This is a genomic window from Streptomyces sp. NPDC029138 (assembly GCF_055564375.1).
On record NZ_JBVHWM010000002.1, the window covers coordinates 39,184 to 54,591 of the forward strand.

General features: G+C 72.8%; 17 protein-coding genes. 7 read left to right on the plus strand and 10 right to left on the minus strand.

Features of this window, described 5'->3' with window-relative positions; translation table 11 throughout:
• Positions 1-48 precede the first annotated feature (48 nt).
• From ACZ4WH_RS02370 to ACZ4WH_RS02380, 3 genes are read left to right on the plus strand one after another with little or no spacing between them, the layout of a single operon-like run.
• Entirely contained in the window at positions 49-822 is a 774-nt protein-coding gene (locus tag ACZ4WH_RS02370; RefSeq protein ID WP_468175687.1) for an SDR family oxidoreductase, read from the plus strand.
• Positions 819-2,480 (plus strand): class I adenylate-forming enzyme family protein, encoded by a 1,662-nt coding sequence (locus ACZ4WH_RS02375; protein WP_468175690.1) that lies wholly within the window; start codon positions 819-821, stop codon positions 2,478-2,480. The genes ACZ4WH_RS02370 and ACZ4WH_RS02375 overlap by 4 nt, the downstream gene beginning before the upstream one ends.
• A 25-nt stretch (positions 2,481-2,505) precedes the next feature.
• Positions 2,506-3,099 carry a TetR/AcrR family transcriptional regulator gene (locus ACZ4WH_RS02380; RefSeq protein WP_041665058.1) on the plus strand — a complete coding sequence of 198 codons (594 nt, stop codon included), beginning with the start codon at positions 2,506-2,508 and terminating at the stop codon, positions 3,097-3,099.
• Positions 3,100-3,133: 34 nt separating this feature from the next.
• Here ACZ4WH_RS02380 and ACZ4WH_RS02385 read toward each other — a convergent pair whose 3' ends face one another.
• From ACZ4WH_RS02385 to ACZ4WH_RS02395, 3 genes are all read right to left on the minus strand, one after another.
• Positions 3,134-4,348, minus strand: coding sequence for an acyl-CoA dehydrogenase (locus ACZ4WH_RS02385; protein WP_468175693.1), 1,215 nt, complete (start codon positions 4,346-4,348; stop codon positions 3,134-3,136).
• 5 nt (positions 4,349-4,353) lie between these two features.
• Positions 4,354-5,376: a phosphotransferase family protein gene (locus ACZ4WH_RS02390; protein ID WP_468175696.1), complete on the minus strand. Its 1,023-nt coding sequence runs from the start codon at positions 5,374-5,376 to the stop codon at positions 4,354-4,356.
• Between the two features lie 167 nt (positions 5,377-5,543).
• A complete protein-coding gene (locus ACZ4WH_RS02395; RefSeq protein ID WP_468175699.1) occupies positions 5,544-5,843 on the minus strand; it encodes a hypothetical protein in 300 nt (99 codons plus the stop codon).
• A gap of 114 nt (positions 5,844-5,957) precedes the next feature.
• Between ACZ4WH_RS02395 and ACZ4WH_RS02400 the strand changes: the two genes are divergently transcribed.
• On the plus strand, positions 5,958-6,908 hold the full coding sequence (locus ACZ4WH_RS02400) for an NADP-dependent oxidoreductase (protein ID WP_468175702.1): 951 nt from the start codon (positions 5,958-5,960) through the stop codon (positions 6,906-6,908).
• On the opposite strand, the gene ACZ4WH_RS02405 is transcribed toward ACZ4WH_RS02400, so the two are convergent.
• The 4 genes from ACZ4WH_RS02405 to ACZ4WH_RS02420 form a co-directional block, all read right to left on the minus strand.
• Positions 6,905-7,231: a DUF202 domain-containing protein gene (locus ACZ4WH_RS02405; protein ID WP_468175705.1), complete on the minus strand. Its 327-nt coding sequence runs from the start codon at positions 7,229-7,231 to the stop codon at positions 6,905-6,907. The genes ACZ4WH_RS02400 and ACZ4WH_RS02405 overlap by 4 nt on opposite strands.
• Positions 7,228-7,620: a YidH family protein gene (locus ACZ4WH_RS02410; protein ID WP_468175708.1), complete on the minus strand. Its 393-nt coding sequence runs from the start codon at positions 7,618-7,620 to the stop codon at positions 7,228-7,230. The genes ACZ4WH_RS02405 and ACZ4WH_RS02410 overlap by 4 nt, the downstream gene beginning before the upstream one ends.
• Before the next feature lie 21 nt (positions 7,621-7,641).
• Positions 7,642-8,157: an NUDIX domain-containing protein gene (locus tag ACZ4WH_RS02415; protein WP_468175711.1), complete on the minus strand. Its 516-nt coding sequence runs from the start codon at positions 8,155-8,157 to the stop codon at positions 7,642-7,644.
• 63 nt (positions 8,158-8,220) lie between these two features.
• Positions 8,221-9,117, minus strand: a complete 897-nt coding sequence (locus tag ACZ4WH_RS02420; RefSeq protein ID WP_468175714.1) for a DMT family transporter — start codon at positions 9,115-9,117, stop codon at positions 8,221-8,223.
• Positions 9,118-9,490: 373 nt separating this feature from the next.
• On the opposite strand from ACZ4WH_RS02420, the gene ACZ4WH_RS02425 reads away from it, so the two are divergent.
• From ACZ4WH_RS02425 to ACZ4WH_RS02435, 3 genes are all read left to right on the plus strand, one after another.
• Complete coding sequence (locus ACZ4WH_RS02425) at positions 9,491-10,468, plus strand: hypothetical protein (protein WP_468175715.1); 978 nt, start codon at positions 9,491-9,493, stop codon at positions 10,466-10,468.
• A gap of 66 nt (positions 10,469-10,534) precedes the next feature.
• The gene (locus tag ACZ4WH_RS02430) at positions 10,535-11,275 is read left to right on the plus strand and encodes a molybdopterin-dependent oxidoreductase (protein WP_468175717.1); all 741 of its coding nucleotides are present in this window, start codon (positions 10,535-10,537) and stop codon (positions 11,273-11,275) included.
• The gene (locus ACZ4WH_RS02435) at positions 11,259-11,885 is read left to right on the plus strand and encodes a cytochrome b/b6 domain-containing protein (protein WP_468175719.1); all 627 of its coding nucleotides are present in this window, start codon (positions 11,259-11,261) and stop codon (positions 11,883-11,885) included. Before ACZ4WH_RS02430 ends, ACZ4WH_RS02435 begins: the two co-directional genes overlap by 17 nt.
• A 309-nt stretch (positions 11,886-12,194) precedes the next feature.
• Here the strand turns inward: ACZ4WH_RS02435 and ACZ4WH_RS02440 are convergent, their stop codons facing one another.
• From ACZ4WH_RS02440 to ACZ4WH_RS02450, 3 genes are read right to left on the minus strand one after another with little or no spacing between them, the layout of a single operon-like run.
• The gene (locus tag ACZ4WH_RS02440; protein WP_468175721.1) at positions 12,195-13,214 is read right to left on the minus strand and encodes an L-idonate 5-dehydrogenase; all 1,020 of its coding nucleotides are present in this window, start codon (positions 13,212-13,214) and stop codon (positions 12,195-12,197) included.
• A 14-nt stretch (positions 13,215-13,228) separates the two neighbouring features.
• The gene (locus tag ACZ4WH_RS02445; protein WP_468175723.1) at positions 13,229-13,990 is read right to left on the minus strand and encodes an SDR family oxidoreductase; all 762 of its coding nucleotides are present in this window, start codon (positions 13,988-13,990) and stop codon (positions 13,229-13,231) included.
• Positions 13,991-14,000: 10 nt separating this feature from the next.
• On the minus strand, positions 14,001-15,398 hold the full coding sequence (locus ACZ4WH_RS02450) for a GntP family permease (RefSeq protein WP_468175725.1): 1,398 nt from the start codon (positions 15,396-15,398) through the stop codon (positions 14,001-14,003).
• Between the last annotated feature and the right edge of the window lie 10 nt (positions 15,399-15,408).

Here is a 15,408-nt window from a genome sequence, read left to right on the forward strand (position 1 = left end):
CGACCAGAGCCGACGCGCGCCGCGCGAAAGTCGTGTCGAAGGAGACCGATGGTGGAAGCCGTGCAGGATGCGGGAGTGGTCGTCACCGGAGCCGGTGGGGGGATCGGGGCGGCACTGGCCCGGCGGTTCGCCGCGGAGGGGGCCCGGGTCGTGGTGAACGACCTGGATGCCGGGAAGGCCAAGGCGGTGGCCGAGGAGATCGGCGGGACCGCCGTGCCCGGTGACGCCTCCGCGATCGTCGCCGAGGCCCGCGACGCGCTCGGCGGCACGGTGGACGTCTACTGCGCCAACGCGGGCGTCGCCTTCGAGGACGGTGACCTCGACGGCACCCTGGACGAGAAGACCTGGGCCACCTCGTGGGACGTGAACCTGATGGCCCACGTCCGGGCCGCGCACGTGCTGCTGCCCGACTGGCTGGAGCGGGGCGGCGGGCGGTTCGTCTCCACCGTCTCCGCCGCCGGGCTGCTGACGATGATCGGCGCGCCCTCCTACAGCGTGACCAAGCACGGCGCCTACGCCTTCGCCGAGTGGCTGTCGCTGACGTACCGGCACCGGGGGGTCAAGGTCCACGCCGTCTGCCCCCAGGGCGTCCGCACCGACATGCTGGCCGCCACCGGCAGCGCGGGCGACCTGGTGCTCCAGCCGACCGCGATCGCCCCGGAGGCCGTCGCCGACGCCCTGTTCCGGGGCATCGAGGAGGACCGCTTCCTGATCCTGCCGCACCCCGAGGTCGCCGGCTTCTACCAGGCGCGGGCCGCCGAGCCCGACCGCTGGCTCGCGAACATGAACCACCTCCAGCAGAAGTGGGAGGCCGCCCGGTGACCATCTCCCCGTACGCGGCCCGGCCGTGGCTCGCGCTGCTGACCGAGGCCCAGCGCGCCCCGCTCGACCCCACCGACTCGCTCGTGCACGCCCTGCGCGGTGCCGTCGCCGAGGCCCCCGACCGCGCCTTCCTCGCCTACTTCGACGCCCGGCTGAGCTACCGGGAGGTCGACGAGCTGACCGACTCCGTCGCCGCCCACCTCGCCGCGCGCGGCCTGGAGCGCGGCGACCGGGTGGCCGTCCTGCTCCAGAACTCCCCGCACTTCGTGCTCGCCGTGCTCGGCGCCTGGAAGGCGGGCGCGACCGTCGTCCCGGTCAACCCCATGTACAAGTCGGGCGAGGTGGCGCACGTCCTGCGGGACGGCGAGGTGGCCGCGCTGATCTGCTCCGACCGGGCCTGGGAGACGTATCTCAGGGACACGGCCGCCGGCTCACCGGTGCGGATCGTGCTCACCGCCTGCGAACGGGACTTCCAGACCCGGAACGACCCGCGCGTGCTGACCTTCGAGCGGCTGCCCCAGGCCCCCGACGCCGACGACCTGGTGGCCGTCGCCCGGCAGGGCGGCCGGGCCCCCGAGGGCCGCCTGCCCCGCCCGGACGACATCGCGTTGATCAGCTACACCTCGGGCACCAGTGGCACGCCCAAGGGCGCCACCAACACGCACGCGAACGTCATGCACAACGCCGAGCGGCAGGCCACCGGGCTCGGCCTGCCCGAGGCGCCCGTCTACTACGCGCTCGCGCCGCTGTTCCACATCACCGGCATGGTCTGCCAGTTCGGCGCCTGTCTGAACAGCGTCGGCACCCTCGTGCTCACCTACCGCTTCGAGCCCGGCGTCGTCCTGGAGGCCTTCGCCGAGCACCGCCCGCACTACACGGTCGGCCCCTCCACGGCCTACATGGCGCTCGCCGCCCACCCCGACGTCACCCGCGAGCACTTCGCCTCCTTCGTGAACATCTCCTCGGGTGGCGCCCCCGTGCCGCCCGCCCTGGTGGAGACGTTCCGGGAGCGCTTCGGGCCGTACATCCGCGTCGGCTACGGCCTCACCGAGTGCACCGCCCCCTGCGCCTCCGTCCCGCCCCATCTGGAGGCGCCCGTGGACCCGGTCTCCGGGACGCTGTCCGTCGGCCTGCCCGGCGCCGACACGGTCGTGCGCGTCCTGGACGAGCGGGGCGCCGAGGTGCCGTTCGGGGAGCAGGGCGAGATCGTCGTACGGGGGCCGCAGGTCGTGCCCGGGTACTGGCGGCGGCCGGACGCCACCGCCGAGACCTTCCCGGAGGGCGAGCTGCGCACCGGCGACATCGGGTTCATGGACGAGCAGGGCTGGCTGTACGTCGTGGACCGCAAGAAGGACATGATCAACGCGTCCGGCTTCAAGGTGTGGCCGCGCGAGGTCGAGGACGTCCTGTACACCCACCCGGCGGTGCGCGAGGCGGCCGTCGTCGGCGTCCCCGACGGGTACCGTGGCGAGACCGTCAAGGCCTATATCAGCCTCCGTCCGGGGGCCGAGGCGGACCCGGATGAACTCGCGGTGTACTGCAAGGAGAGACTGGCCGCCTACAAGTACCCGCGTCAGGTGGAGATCCTGCCCGACTTGCCCAAGACGGCGAGTGGGAAGATCCTCCGTCGGGAACTGCGTTCCCGCGACAGCGAGTGACCTCACGGAAAGGCAGGTGGCGGCAGTGCCCAGGACGACGGACGGAGACGGGACGCCCGTCCCGCAGCGGCTGCTGGCCGCCGCCACCCGGCTCTTCGCCGAGCAGGGCTACGACCGCACCTCCGTGCAGGAGATCGTGGAGGCGGCCGGCGTCACCAAGGGGGCGCTGTACCACTACTTCGGTTCCAAGGACGATCTGCTGCACGAGGTGTACGCGCGCGTGCTGCGTCTCCAGCAGGAGCGGCTGGACACGTTCGCGAACGCCGACGAGCCGGTGGAGAAGCGGCTCAGGGACGCGGCGGCGGACGTCGTCGTCACGACGATCGAGAACCTCGACGACGCGATGATCTTCTTCCGGTCCATGCACCACCTCAGCCCGGAGAAGAACAAGCAGGTCCGCGCCGAGCGCCGGCGCTACCACGAGCGCTTCCGCGCGCTCGTGGAGGAGGGCCAGAAGGCGGGCGTCTTCTCCACGGCGACCCCGGCCGACCTGGTCGTGGACTACCACTTCGGCTCGGTCCACCATCTGTCGACGTGGTACCGGCCGGACGGCCCGATGGGCCCGCAGGAGGTCGCCGACCATCTGGCCGACCTGCTCCTGCGGGCCCTGCGGCCGTAGGGACCTCAGGAGTACCTGAGGGGCACGGGGCCCCTCAGAGGTACTTCTTCAGCTCCCGGCGGGCCAGCGAGCGCTGGTGGACCTCGTCCGGGCCGTCGGCGAGCATCAGCGTGCGGGCGCTCGCGTACAGCTCGGCCAGCGGGAAGTCCTGGCTCACCCCGCCCGCGCCGTGCAACTGGATCGCCCGGTCCAGGATGCCGACCACCGCGCGCGGGGTGGCGATCTTGATGGCCTGGATCTCCGTGTGGGCGCCCTTGTTGCCGACGGTGTCCATCAGCCAGGCCGTCTTCAGCACCAGCAGCCGCAGCTGCTCGACCGTGACCCGCGCGTCGGCGATCCAGTTCTGGACCACACCCTGCTGGGCGAGCGCCTTGCCGAACGCGGTACGGGAGACGGCCCGCCGGCACATCAGCTCGATCGCCCGCTCGGCCATCCCGATCAGCCGCATGCAGTGGTGGATGCGTCCGGGGCCGAGCCGGGCCTGGGCGATGGCGAAGCCGCCGCCCTCCTCGCCGACGAGGTTCGACACGGGCACGCGCGCGTGGTCGAAGACGACCTCGGCGTGGCCGCCGTGGGAGTGGTCCTCGTAGCCGAAGACCCGCATCGCGCGCCTGACCGTGACGCCGGGGGTGTCGCGCGGGACCAGGACCATGGACTGCTGGCGGCGGATGTCCGCCCCGTCCGGGTCCGTCTTGCCCATCACGATGAAGATCTTGCAGTCCGGGTTCATCGCCCCGGAGATGTACCACTTGCGGCCGGTGACGACGTACTCGTCGCCATCCCGCTCGATGTGCGTGGTGATGTTCGTGGCGTCCGAGGAGGCCACCTCCGGCTCGGTCATCGCGAACGCCGAGCGGATCTCACCGGCCAGCAGCGGCTCCAGCCACTGCTTCTTCTGCTCCTCGGTGCCGAACTGCGCCAGCACCTCCATGTTCCCGGTGTCGGGCGCGGCGCAGTTGGTCGCGGTGGGCGCGAGATGCGGGGAACGGCCGGTGATCTCGGCGAGCGGCGCGTACTGGAGGTTGGTCAGCCCGGCGCCGTGCTCGGCGTCGGGCAGGAACAGGTTCCACAGTCCCTGCCTGCGGGCCTCGGCCTTCAGCTCCTCCACCACGGCCGGCGTGTCCCAGGGGGACGCCAGCCGCGCCCGCTGCTCCTCGGCGACCGCCTCGGCCGGGTACACGTACTCGTCCATGAAGGCGAGGAGCCTGTCGCGCAGCTCCTCGGTGCGCGCGTCGAACGCGAAGTCCATGCCGGTCAGCCTTCCTGAAGAGTGGTCAGTCCGTGGTCGATGAAGACGGGCACGAGGTCGCCGATGCGGTCGAAGCCGCGGCCGACCGTCTGGCCGAGCGTGTACCGGTAGTGGATGCCCTCCAGGATCACGGCGAGTTTGAACCAGGCGAACGCCGTGTACCAGGAGACGGCCGAGACGTCCCGGCCGGAGCGGGCGGCGTACCGCTCGATCAGTTCCCGCGGGTCGGGGTGCCCCGGCGCCTCGGCGGTGGTGGAGACGGGGGAGTCGGGCATGCCGAGCGGCAGGCTGTACATCACCAGCAGTCCCAGGTCGGTGAGCGGGTCGCCGAGCGTGGACATCTCCCAGTCGAGGATCGCCTTGATCGTGTCGTCGTCCCCGATCAGGACGTTGTCCAGGCGGTAGTCGCCGTGGACGACCGCCGGGGCGGGGGAGGCGGGCAGCCGGCGGCCGAGGGCCGCGTGCAGCTCGTCGATGCCCGCCAGCTCGCGGTTGCGGGAGGCGTCCAGCTGCTTGCCCCAGCGGCGCAGCTGCCGGTCCAGGAAGCCCTCCGGGCGGCCGAAGTCGGCGAGGCCCACCTCGGCGGGGTCCACGGCGTGCAGCTCGACCAGTGTGTCCACCAGGGACAGCACCGCGTTCCGGGTGCGCTCCGCGCCGAGCGGGGCGAGCTGGTCGGCGGTGCGGTAGGGCGTGCCCTCCACGAACTCCATGACGTAGAAGGGCGCCCCGAGCACCTCGTCGTCCTCGCACAGCAGCAGCGGGCGGGGGACCGGCACCCGGGTCGGGTGCAGCGCGCTGATGACCCGGTGCTCGCGCTTCATGTCGTGCGCGGTGGCCAGCACATGGCCGAGCGGGGGCCGGCGGACGACCCACTTCGACGTGCCGTCCGAGAGCGCGTAGGTGAGGTTCGACCGTCCGCCCTCGATCAGCCGTCCGGCCAGGGGGCCGTTCACCAGACCGGGGCGCTCGCGGTCGAGCAGGGCGCGCAGCCGGTCCAGGTCGAGACCGGGCGGGTGGTCGGCGCTCATACATCACTCCTACGAACGGGTGAACAGGACTCGACTCATGATGCCGACCGGTCGGTATGCCGTCCAGTGCGCGCGGTGAAGATCAGGCGGAACGTGACCGGAGCCACGATAGGCCGACGGCCCCCCGGCGCGCTGCCGGGGAGCCGTCGGCCTTCGTCCGCGGCGGGTCAGTGGTCGTCCCAGTGATCCCCGTGCTCGGCGTGCCGGTGCCCGTCGTGCAGATAGTCCACGTGGTCGCCGTGCGGCACCTGCGCGTGCCCGCACTCGTCGTGGTGCACATGCTCATGGCCCTCGTGGACGGCGTGCCCGGCCGGCTCGCACTCGTCCCAGTGGCCCTCGTGCTCCCGGTGCAGATGGCCGTCGTGGACATAGTCGACATGGTCGCCGTGAGGCACGGCGTGGTGCCCGCAGTCCGGCCCGTGGCGGTGCGTCGCGTGCTCGGTGTGTTCCTGGTGAAGGGTGGTCATGGTGCTCACCTTCGGGGGGTACGGGGTGCCTGACGTCGGAAGACTGCCACGCGAAAGCCGCGTATCGGGGCATCCCGGTTGCGTGGCGCACGAGTACCCCGGAGGGTCGAGGGCATGAAGGGCATCAGCTACCGCCGCTACGGCGGACCCGAGGTGCTGGAGTACGGCGAGCTGCGCGACCCCAAGGTCGGCCCCGACCAGGTCCTGGTCAAGGTGCGCGCGGCGGCCGTCAACCCGGTCGACTGGAAGTGCCGGGAGGGGTACCTGGACCCGGTCCTCGACGCCGTCTTCCCGGTGATCCCCGGGTGGGACGTCAGCGGGGTGGTCGTGCGGCCCGGCGCCGCGGTCACCGAGTTCGGCGTCGGCGACGAGGTCATCGGCTACGTCCGCGAGGACTACCTCGCCCGGGGCACCTTCGCCGAGTACGTGGCCGCGCCCGTCCGCGCCCTGGCCCGCAAACCGCGCAACCTGTCCTTCGAGGGGGCCGCCGGGCTCCCGCTGGCCGGGCTCACCGCCTATCAGGTGCTGGTCAAGGCGCTGGAGGTGAAACGGGGCGAGACCGTGCTGGTGCACGCGGCGGCCGGCGGGGTCGGCTCGTTCGCCGTCCAGATCGCCGCCCACCTCGGCGCCCGGGTGATCGGCACGGCCGGCGAACGCAACCACGATTACGTCCGCACGCTGGGCGGCGAGCCCGTGACCTACGGCGAGGGCCTGGCCGAACGGGTGCGCGGGATCGCGCCCGAGGGGGTGGAGGCGGTCTTCGACACCATCGGCGGCGACACCCTGAAGACCTCGGCCAACCTGCTCGCCCCGGAGGGCCGGCTGGCGTCGATCGCCGACCCCGAGGTCCTGGGCTACGGCGGCCGGTACTGCTTCGTCCGCCCGGACCCCGAGGACCTGCGACACCTGACGGAGCTGGCGGAACAGGGTGCCGTCTCCGTCCACATCGAGCAGACCTTCCCCCTGGAACGAACGGCGGACGCCCACCGCCTGAGCCAGGAGGGCCACACCCGGGGGAAGATCGTGGTGACGGTGGACCAGGGGGCCGGGGGCGGCGGGGCCTAGGTCACCAGCACGGCAGCGCACACCGCCAGCGCCACCGCGCACAGCGCCGCCGCCGTCGCGATCCGGGGCGCGAGCGCGGGCGGGCGGGGGCCGGCCGTCAGGGCGCGGATCCGGTGGTGGGCCACCCGGAGGAAGCCCAGCCACAGGAGGGCGCAGACCGCGCACGCGGCGATCCCGGCGGCCGGCGGCCGGTCGTGCAGCGCCGTCTTCACCGCGAGCACGGTGGCCACGGTCGCCGACAGGGTCGTACGCCGCCAGGCCAGCCGGGTGCGCTCGGGCTGGAGCCCGGGATCCCGCCCGGCGTCCGCCTCCCCGGCACTCACCCCTCCCACCCGACCAGGACCACCAGCACCATCGCGACGGCCACCACCGCCACGACCAGACTCAGCAGTGCGGGGAAACGGGACGCGGGCAGATCCTCGCCGCGGCGCATCGCCCGCTCGCAGCGCACCCAGTGGTTCACCGCGCGCAGGGAGCACAGGACACCGGCCGCGAGCAGCGCGAGCGCGAGTCCGACCCGCCAGGCCCAGCGCAGGTCGGGGAGGAACTGGTCCACCGCGAATCCGCCGCCGATCAGCGCCAGCGCGGTGCGCAGCCAGGCGAGGAAGGTGCGTTCGTTGGCCAGCGAGAACCGGTAGTCGGGCGTGCCGCCCTCGTCCCGCACCCGCTCCGGCGCGAGCCACAGCCGGATGTTCCGTACGAATTCGCTCACGCGGCCGACCCTATCCGGCGGTCACCGGCCCGCCCGGAACGCCCGCAGCCGCTCGTGGGCCGCCAGTCCGTCCGGCACCCACTCCCACTCGCCGAGCCGCCGCTCGACCTCCTCCTCGGGCAGGAAGGCGTGCCACTGGACCTCCTCCGCCTGCGGACGCACGGGCAGCTCGCAGCGCACCTCGTACACCGCCGACCACCAGCTGTTCCCGGCGCCGTCGTCGTAGAGGAACTTGAAGAGGAACTCCGGCCGGGGCAGCCCGGTCACGCCCAGTTCCTCCTCGGCCTCCCGCAGCGCCGCCTCGTCGTAGGACTCGCCCGCGCCGACGACCCCGCCGACGAACAGGTCGTACAGCGAGGGGAACACCAGCTTGGTCGCCGTACGCCGGTGCACGAAGAGCCGGCCGGCCGCGTCCCGGGCCTCGATGAACACACAGCGGTGGCGCAGCCCGCGCGCGTAGGCCTCGCCGCGCGGGTACTGGGCGACGACCCGGTCGTTCTCGTCGACGATGTCGAGGATCTCGTCAGCAGGATTCATGCCCGTCATCCAAGCAGGGCCGGGCTCGTCCCAGCAGGGCCGCCCCATCCGGGCGGTGCTGTCTCAGCGGCGCTGGAGGTCCCGGGCTCCCGGCTCCCGCTCCGCCGTGCCGCACGGCATCGCCGGATGGCAGCCGAGCAGCACGATGCCCGCCACCACCGCCGCGAGCCCGGCCGCCTCCCAGGCCAGCGCACCGGTGTCGGTGCGCAGCCGGTCGCCCATGAAGCCCACCCCGCACAGAATCCCGGCGAGCGGCTCGGCCGCCGTGAGCGCGGGCAGCGACATGCGCAGCGGGGCCGTCTCGAACGCGCTCTGCACCAGGACCAGACCGGTGACACCGCAGACCACCACGCCGTACGGCTGCCAGCCGGTGAACAGTTCGGTGAGGCCGCCGTCGGAGAAGCGGGTGCCGCTCACCCGGGTCAGCGCGTCCTGGACGCCGTAGAGCAGTCCGGCCGCCACAGCCAGCAGCACCGGGCCCCAGTTCAGCCGGGAGCGCTTGGCGTACGTGGTGAGGACCAGGGCCACCCCCACCACGGCCCCTATGATCAGCCAGTGCCGCAGCGGATCGGTGACCGCCGTGCCGCCGCGCGGCTCGCCCGCCGTGATGAACGCGCTCACCCCGCCCGCGAGCAGCAGCAGCCCGGCCCAGCCCTGGCGGCCGAGGGGTTGTCCGGTCTGGTACCGGGAGAGGGCGAGGGCGAACAGCAGGTTGGTCGCGAGCAGCGGTTCCACCAGGGAGATCTCGCCCTTGCCGAGGGCGATCGCGCCCAGCACCATGCCGGCCACCATCAGCCCGAGTCCGCCCAGCCAGCGCGGTATCCGCATCAGGTCGAGCAGCAGGCGGAAGGAGAGGAAGTCGCTGAGGGGTGCCTTCTGCGCCGCGTTCTGCTGGAGCACGAATCCGAAACCCAGACAGCAGGCCGCGCTCACGGCGAGAAGGAGAACCAGAACGGACACGCTGTGTACCTCGATCATCCGGCCGTACCCGGGCGGTAGTGGCCGACTGTAGCGCTCCCGGGACGGCATTGCCCCGGAAGTACCCGGAACCGGGCGGTTGACTCGCCATGGTCCGGGGCCGGGACGCGCGGCGCCATGGCGTACGCCACAGAAGCCGGGGCGTACGCCCCGAAAGCGCGATGGCATACGCCACAGGAACATTCCGGGGTCCGGTGGGCCGTGACCCGGCCCACCTGCGGCGGGACGGTCAAGTTCCGTTTCGCGAAGGGAAATTGAAGCTGGTAACACCGCCGTTCCGCTTGACGCAACCCTTGGCTGAGGGTTTGCTGTGCGTGATCGGTCGATGGCAGCCCGAGAAACAGGAAGTCGCGCGGTGCCCCCTCTCCCGCCTCTGCTCGGCACTCGCCGGGCCCCCACGGAACCGTCCGGCGAGACCGCCGAGGACGACTCCGGTGCCTTCGACGCCGCCCTGGACGACGCCGAACTCCGCACCGCCCGTGCCGCGTTGACCCAGGGCCGGCGACAGGCCGCCCGCTCCCTGCTGGTGCACACCGGCGACGACTGGGACCGCCGCGGCCACCGCCTTGCCGTGCTCGCCCAGGACCCCTACGCCGCCGCCTGGGCGACCGACTGGCTGACCGCCGAGCCCGGCTCCGCCGACGCCACCGCGCTGCTGGCCCTCGCCCTGGTGCACCGCGCCTTACGCGGCAAGGAGGAGCCCGACCGGGCCCGCGAGGCCTGCGACACGGCCGTCGCGCTCGCCCCCGCCGACCCCACCCCCTGGCTCGGCCGCCTGCTGCTCGCCCGCGCCCTCGGCCCGGAGCGGGAAGTGCTCGCCGCCTTCGCCGAACTGCGCCGCCGTCATCCCGAGCACCACCACGCCCACCACCTGCTCATCGCCCGCCTCGCCGAACGGCCCGCGGGCGGCCGGGCCGAGGCCCACGAGGTGTACGACCTCGCCGAGCTGGCCGCCGCGGAGGCCCCCGCCGACTCCCCGCTGGCCGTCCTGCCGGTCGTCGCCTACGCCGAGCGGTACCGGGTCCTCGCCGCCACCGGCCTCGCCCCCGCCGACCCGGCCGCCTCCGGGCACTGGTCCGGCCCGCGCGCCCGGCGCATCCTGCGCGCCTGCTTCGACTGGTGGCTGGAGTGGGAGCACGACGAACACCCGCGCCGCCACATCGACCTCAACCACCTCGCGTTCGCCCTGTCCTGCGCCGGCCGACCGGCCGAGGCGGCGGCCCTCTTCCAGCGCATCGGCGCGCACGCCACCCCGGCGCCCTGGTCGTACGCGCACCGCGACCCCGTGGCGGCCTTCGACACGGCCCGCGCCCGCGCGCTCGGTAAGAAGTGATTACGGAACCCTGACCAGTGGCCCGATCGCCTGGCCCTACGCGGCCCCGAGTGCTCGAATGAATACGTGAACTCTGAACAATCCGAGGAACACGCACACGAGCAGGACGGCCGGCCCATCGGCCGCCGCGTCTTCCTCGGCACCCTCGGCCTGGGCGCGCTCGGCGTGGTCGCGGCGCCCGCGCTGCAACGCGGCCTCGAAGGCTTCCTCGGCGGCGTCGCCGGCAACGACCCCACCGGCCTGACCGGCCTGCTGCCCAACGGCGGCGGCTTCCGCTACTACTCCGTCGCCGCCTCCGTCCCGCACAAGAGCGCCACGGACTACCGCCTCACCATCGACGGCCTGGTCGACCACCCGCGCGGCTACACCCTCGACGAACTGCGCGCCCTGCCGCAGACCCGGCTGGTCAAGGACGTCCAGTGCGTCACCGGCTGGCGGGTCCCCGGCACCCCCTTCGAGGGCGTACGCCTGTCCCACCTGCTCGACGCGGCGGGCGTCCGCTCCTCCGCCAAGGCCCTCCGCTTCACCTGCTTCGACGGCACCTACACCGAGAGCCTCACCCTCGACCAGGCGCGCCGCCCGGACGTGCTTGTCGCCCTGCGCATGCAGGACAAGGACATCGGCCACGACCACGGCGGCCCGGTCCGCCTCTACGTGGCCCCCATGTACTTCTACAAGTCCGCCAAGTGGCTCTCCGGCATCACCGTCACCGACCGGGTCAAACCGGGCTACTGGGAGAACCTCGGCTACGACGTCGACGCCTGGGTCGGCCGTTCGAACGGACGCGACGATGAGCCTACGAGCTGAGACCCCGGCCCCGCCGAGCGCCCGCGTCCACCGCTTCACCCGCGCCGAACGGTGGGTGCACCGCGCGACGGCCGCGCTGATGGGCGTGTGCGTGGTGACCGCGGCCGTCCTCTACATCCCGCAGCTGGCGATCCTGGTCGGCCGCCGGGAACTGGTCGTCCGGGTGCACGAGTGCGCGGGGATCGCGCTGCCGGTGCCGGTCCTGCTGGGCCTGGCCTCCCGCGCCTTCCGCGCCGACCTGCGCTTCCTCAACCGCTTCGGCCCGCACGACCGGGTCTGGCTGCGGGCCGCCCTGCGCCGCGACCGACGCCACGGCTCGCGTCCCGCCGGCAAGTTCAACGCCGGTCAGAAGGTCTACGCCGCGTGGATCGCCGGCGCGACCCTGGTCATGCTCGGCACCGGCCTGATGATGTGGTTCACCCACCTCACCCCGCTGATGTGGCGCACCTCGGCGACCTTCGTCCACGACTGGCTGGCCCTCACGATCGGCGTGGTCCTGGCCGGCCACATCGGCATGGCCCTGGGGGACCCGGAGGCGAGGAGGGGACTGCGGACGGGGACGGTGACGAGAGACTGGGCAGACAGGGAACACTCCTTGTGGCGCCCATGACGCCAACACCCTGACAGCCCGCCTCTACCGCCCCTCGCCCCCACCGACCCTTCTCCGCCGCTTCTTTCGTCCACCGCTGCCCGTGTCGGCCGACCTCTTTTCTTCGCAGTCGGCCCTTTTCTCCGCCGCTGCCCGTGTCCGCCGGCCTCTTTCGTCCGCCGCTGCCCGTGTCCGCCGACCCTCTATCCGCCGCCGCAGGCTCCCCTTTTCCCCGCCGCGACGGCGCTCAGCCGCGACGGCGCTCAGGCACGGCGGCGCGGTCCGGCGGTGCCGAATCGTCAGCGACCCGCCCTCAGCGCTTCAGCGCCCTCAGAACTCCAGCAACACCTTGCACGACCGCCCCCGGTCAGAGGCCAGGGCAAACGCGGACTCGGCCTCCTCCACCGGGACCACCGCGCTGACCAGCCCGTCGAACTCCCCACGCGCCGCCAGCAGTTGCAGCGCGTCGTCGAACTCGACGTCGAAGCGGAACGCGCCCCGCAGTTCGATCTCCCGGCTCACCACCAGGTTCCCGGCGAAGGGCGTCCGCCCGGCCGGCAGCATCCCGAGCTGTACGACCACACCCCCGCGCCGCACCAGCCGCAGACAGGTGTCCAGACCGGCGGCCACCCCCGACGCCTCCACGGCCACGTCCACCTCCGCCGGCCACCCGGGATCGTCCGGATCGTCGGCCCGTACGAGCGTGTCGGCGCCGGCGACGGCCGCGTACCCGAGCGCCTCAGGCACCAGGTCGGTCACCGTCACCCGCGCCGCGCCCGCCGCCCTCGCCGCCGCGACGACCAGGCACCCGATCGGCCCGGCCCCGGTCACCAGCACATGCCGCCCGGCCACCTCCCCGGCCCGCCGCACCGCGTGCAGCGCCACCGACAGCGGCTCGGCGAGCGCGGCCCGGCGGAGCCCGAGCCCGTCCGGCAACGCCCTCAACTGCGCCGACGGCACGACCACTTGACCCGCGAACCCGCCCTGTACGTGCGGAAAACGCGCCGCACTGCCCAGATACCGCGTGTCGCGGCACACGTTCGCCCGTCCGTCGGCGCACTCCGGGCAGACCCCGCACGGCGTGGCCGGGTGCACGGCGACCGCAGTACCCGGACCGGGACCGGTGGCCCCGGGGCCGTAGGACACCACCGTGCCGACCACCTCGTGCCCGAGCACCATAGGCTCGCGGAGCCGGAAGTCCCCGACCCCGCCGTGCCGCCAGTAGTGCAGATCGGACCCGCACACCCCGCCGTACCGGACGGTCACCAGGGCCTCGCCGGGCCCGGGCTGACGGGGCGGCAGCTCCTCCACCCGCAGATCGCCGGCCCCGTGGATCACACACCCCAGCACGCCCGCCGCCCCTTTCACAGCACGCTCGTCATGCCGCCGTCGACGTACAGCACCTGCCCGCCGACGAAGTCCGCCGCGGGCGAGGCCAGGAAGAGCAGTCCGCCCACCAGGTCCTCGGTGCGGCCCCAGCGTCCGGCCGGGGTGCGGCGGCGCACCCACGCGCTGAACTCCTCGTCCTCCACCAGGGGCCGGGTCAGCTCGGTCTCGATGTAGCCGGGGCCGAGGCCGTTGACCTGGACGCCGTACGGCCCCCAGTCGGCGCACATGCCCTTGGTGAGCATCTTCAGCGCGCCCTTGGTCGCCGCGTACGGCGCGATGCCGGGCCGGACGACCTCGCTCTGCAACGAGCAGATGTTGACGATCTTGCCGTGGCCGCGTGCCGTCATCCGCCGGGCGGCCTCCCGGCCGACGAGGAACGCGCTGGTGAGGTTGGTGTCGAGGATGCGGTGCCAGTCGGCGTCGGCGAACTCCAGCAGCGGGGCGCGCAGTTGCATGCCCGCGTTGTTCACCAGGATGTCGAGTGGGCCCACCCGCTCCTCGACGTCCGCGATCCCGGCGGCCACGGCCGGACCGTCGGTCACGTCGAACACCGCCGTACGCACCTCACCGGGAAGGTCCGCCGCGGCCTCGGCCAGCCGGCCGGGGTCGCGCCCGTTGAGGACCACCGTGCAGCCGGCCTCGGCCAGGCCCCGGGCCAGCGCGAGGCCGATGCCCCGGCTGGACCCGGTGACCAGGGCCGTACGGCCGCTGATGTCGAAGAGGGGGTGAGCCGTCATCGTCGTACCCCTAGATGATCAGGGAGAGGAGCAGGACCAGACCGCCGGCGACCACCGAGATGATCGTCTCCATCACCGACCAGGTCTTCACGGTCTGCCCGACGCTCAGCCCGAAGTACTCCTTCACCAGCCAGAAACCGGCGTCGTTGACATGGCTGAAGAACAGCGAGCCCGCGCCGATGGCCAGGACGAGCAGGGCCGCGTGGGTGGTCGACATGTCGGCCGCGAGCGGCGCCACCAGGCCGGCCGCCGAGACCGTCGCGACCGTCGCCGAGCCGGTCGCCAGCCGGATCGCGACCGCGATCAGCCAGGCCAGCAGCAGCGCCGGGATCGACCAGTCCTTGGAGACGTCCAGGATCATCTGGCCCACGCCGGAGTCGATCAGCGTCTGCTTGAAGCCGCCGCCCGCGCCGACGATCAGCAGGATGCCGGCGATGGGCATCAGACCCTTCTCGACGGTCTGCTGGAGCCGGTCCTTGGTGAACCCGGCGGGCCGGCCCAGCGTGAAGAAGCCGACGATCACGGCGGCGAGCAGCGCGATCAGCGGGGAGCCGACGACGTCGAAGACGCGCTGGGTGGTGTGCGCGGGGTCGTCGATGACGATGTCCACCAGCGCCTTGGCCAGCATCAGCACCACCGGCAGCAGCACGGTGGCGAGCGTCGCACCGAAGCCCGGACGGCGCTCCAGCTCCTCCGAGGCGCGCTGCGGCAGCATCCGGTCGGGCGCGGGCACGTCCACCCAGCGGGCCGCGACCTTCGAGAACAGCGGACCGGCGATGATCACCGTCGGGATGGCGACCAGGATGCCGAGCGCCAGGGTCACGCCCAGGTTGGCCTTGACCGCGTCGATGGCGACCAGCGGGCCGGGGTGCGGCGGGATCAGGCCGTGCATCACGGACAGACCGGCGAGGGCCGGGATGCCGATGCGCATCAGGGAGTAGTTGCCGCGCTTGGCGACCATCAGCACGACCGGGATCAGCAGCACGATGCCGACCTCGAAGAACAGGGGCAGGCCGATCACGGAGGCGATCAGCACCATCGCCCAGGGCATGGCGCGCCCGCCGGCCTTGGCGAGGATCGTGTCCACGATCTCGTCGGCACCGCCGGAGTCGGCGAGCAGCTTGCCCAGGATCGCCCCGAGCGCGATCAGGACGCCGACGCCGGCCACGGTGGAGCCGAGTCCGGTGGTGAAACTGATGATGGCCTTGTCGAGCGGCGCCCCGGCGACCGCCCCGAGCGCCAGCGACCCGATGGTCAGCGCCAGGAAGGCATGGAGCTTGAACTTGGTGATGAGCAGGACGATGACCGCGATGCCCACCAGGACGGCTATGCCCAGCTGGGCGTGTCCGGCGGAGGTGATCGGCGGTGGCGCGTCCGCTGCCAGCATCTCGACGCTGAGTCTGGTCACGGGGGTTCCC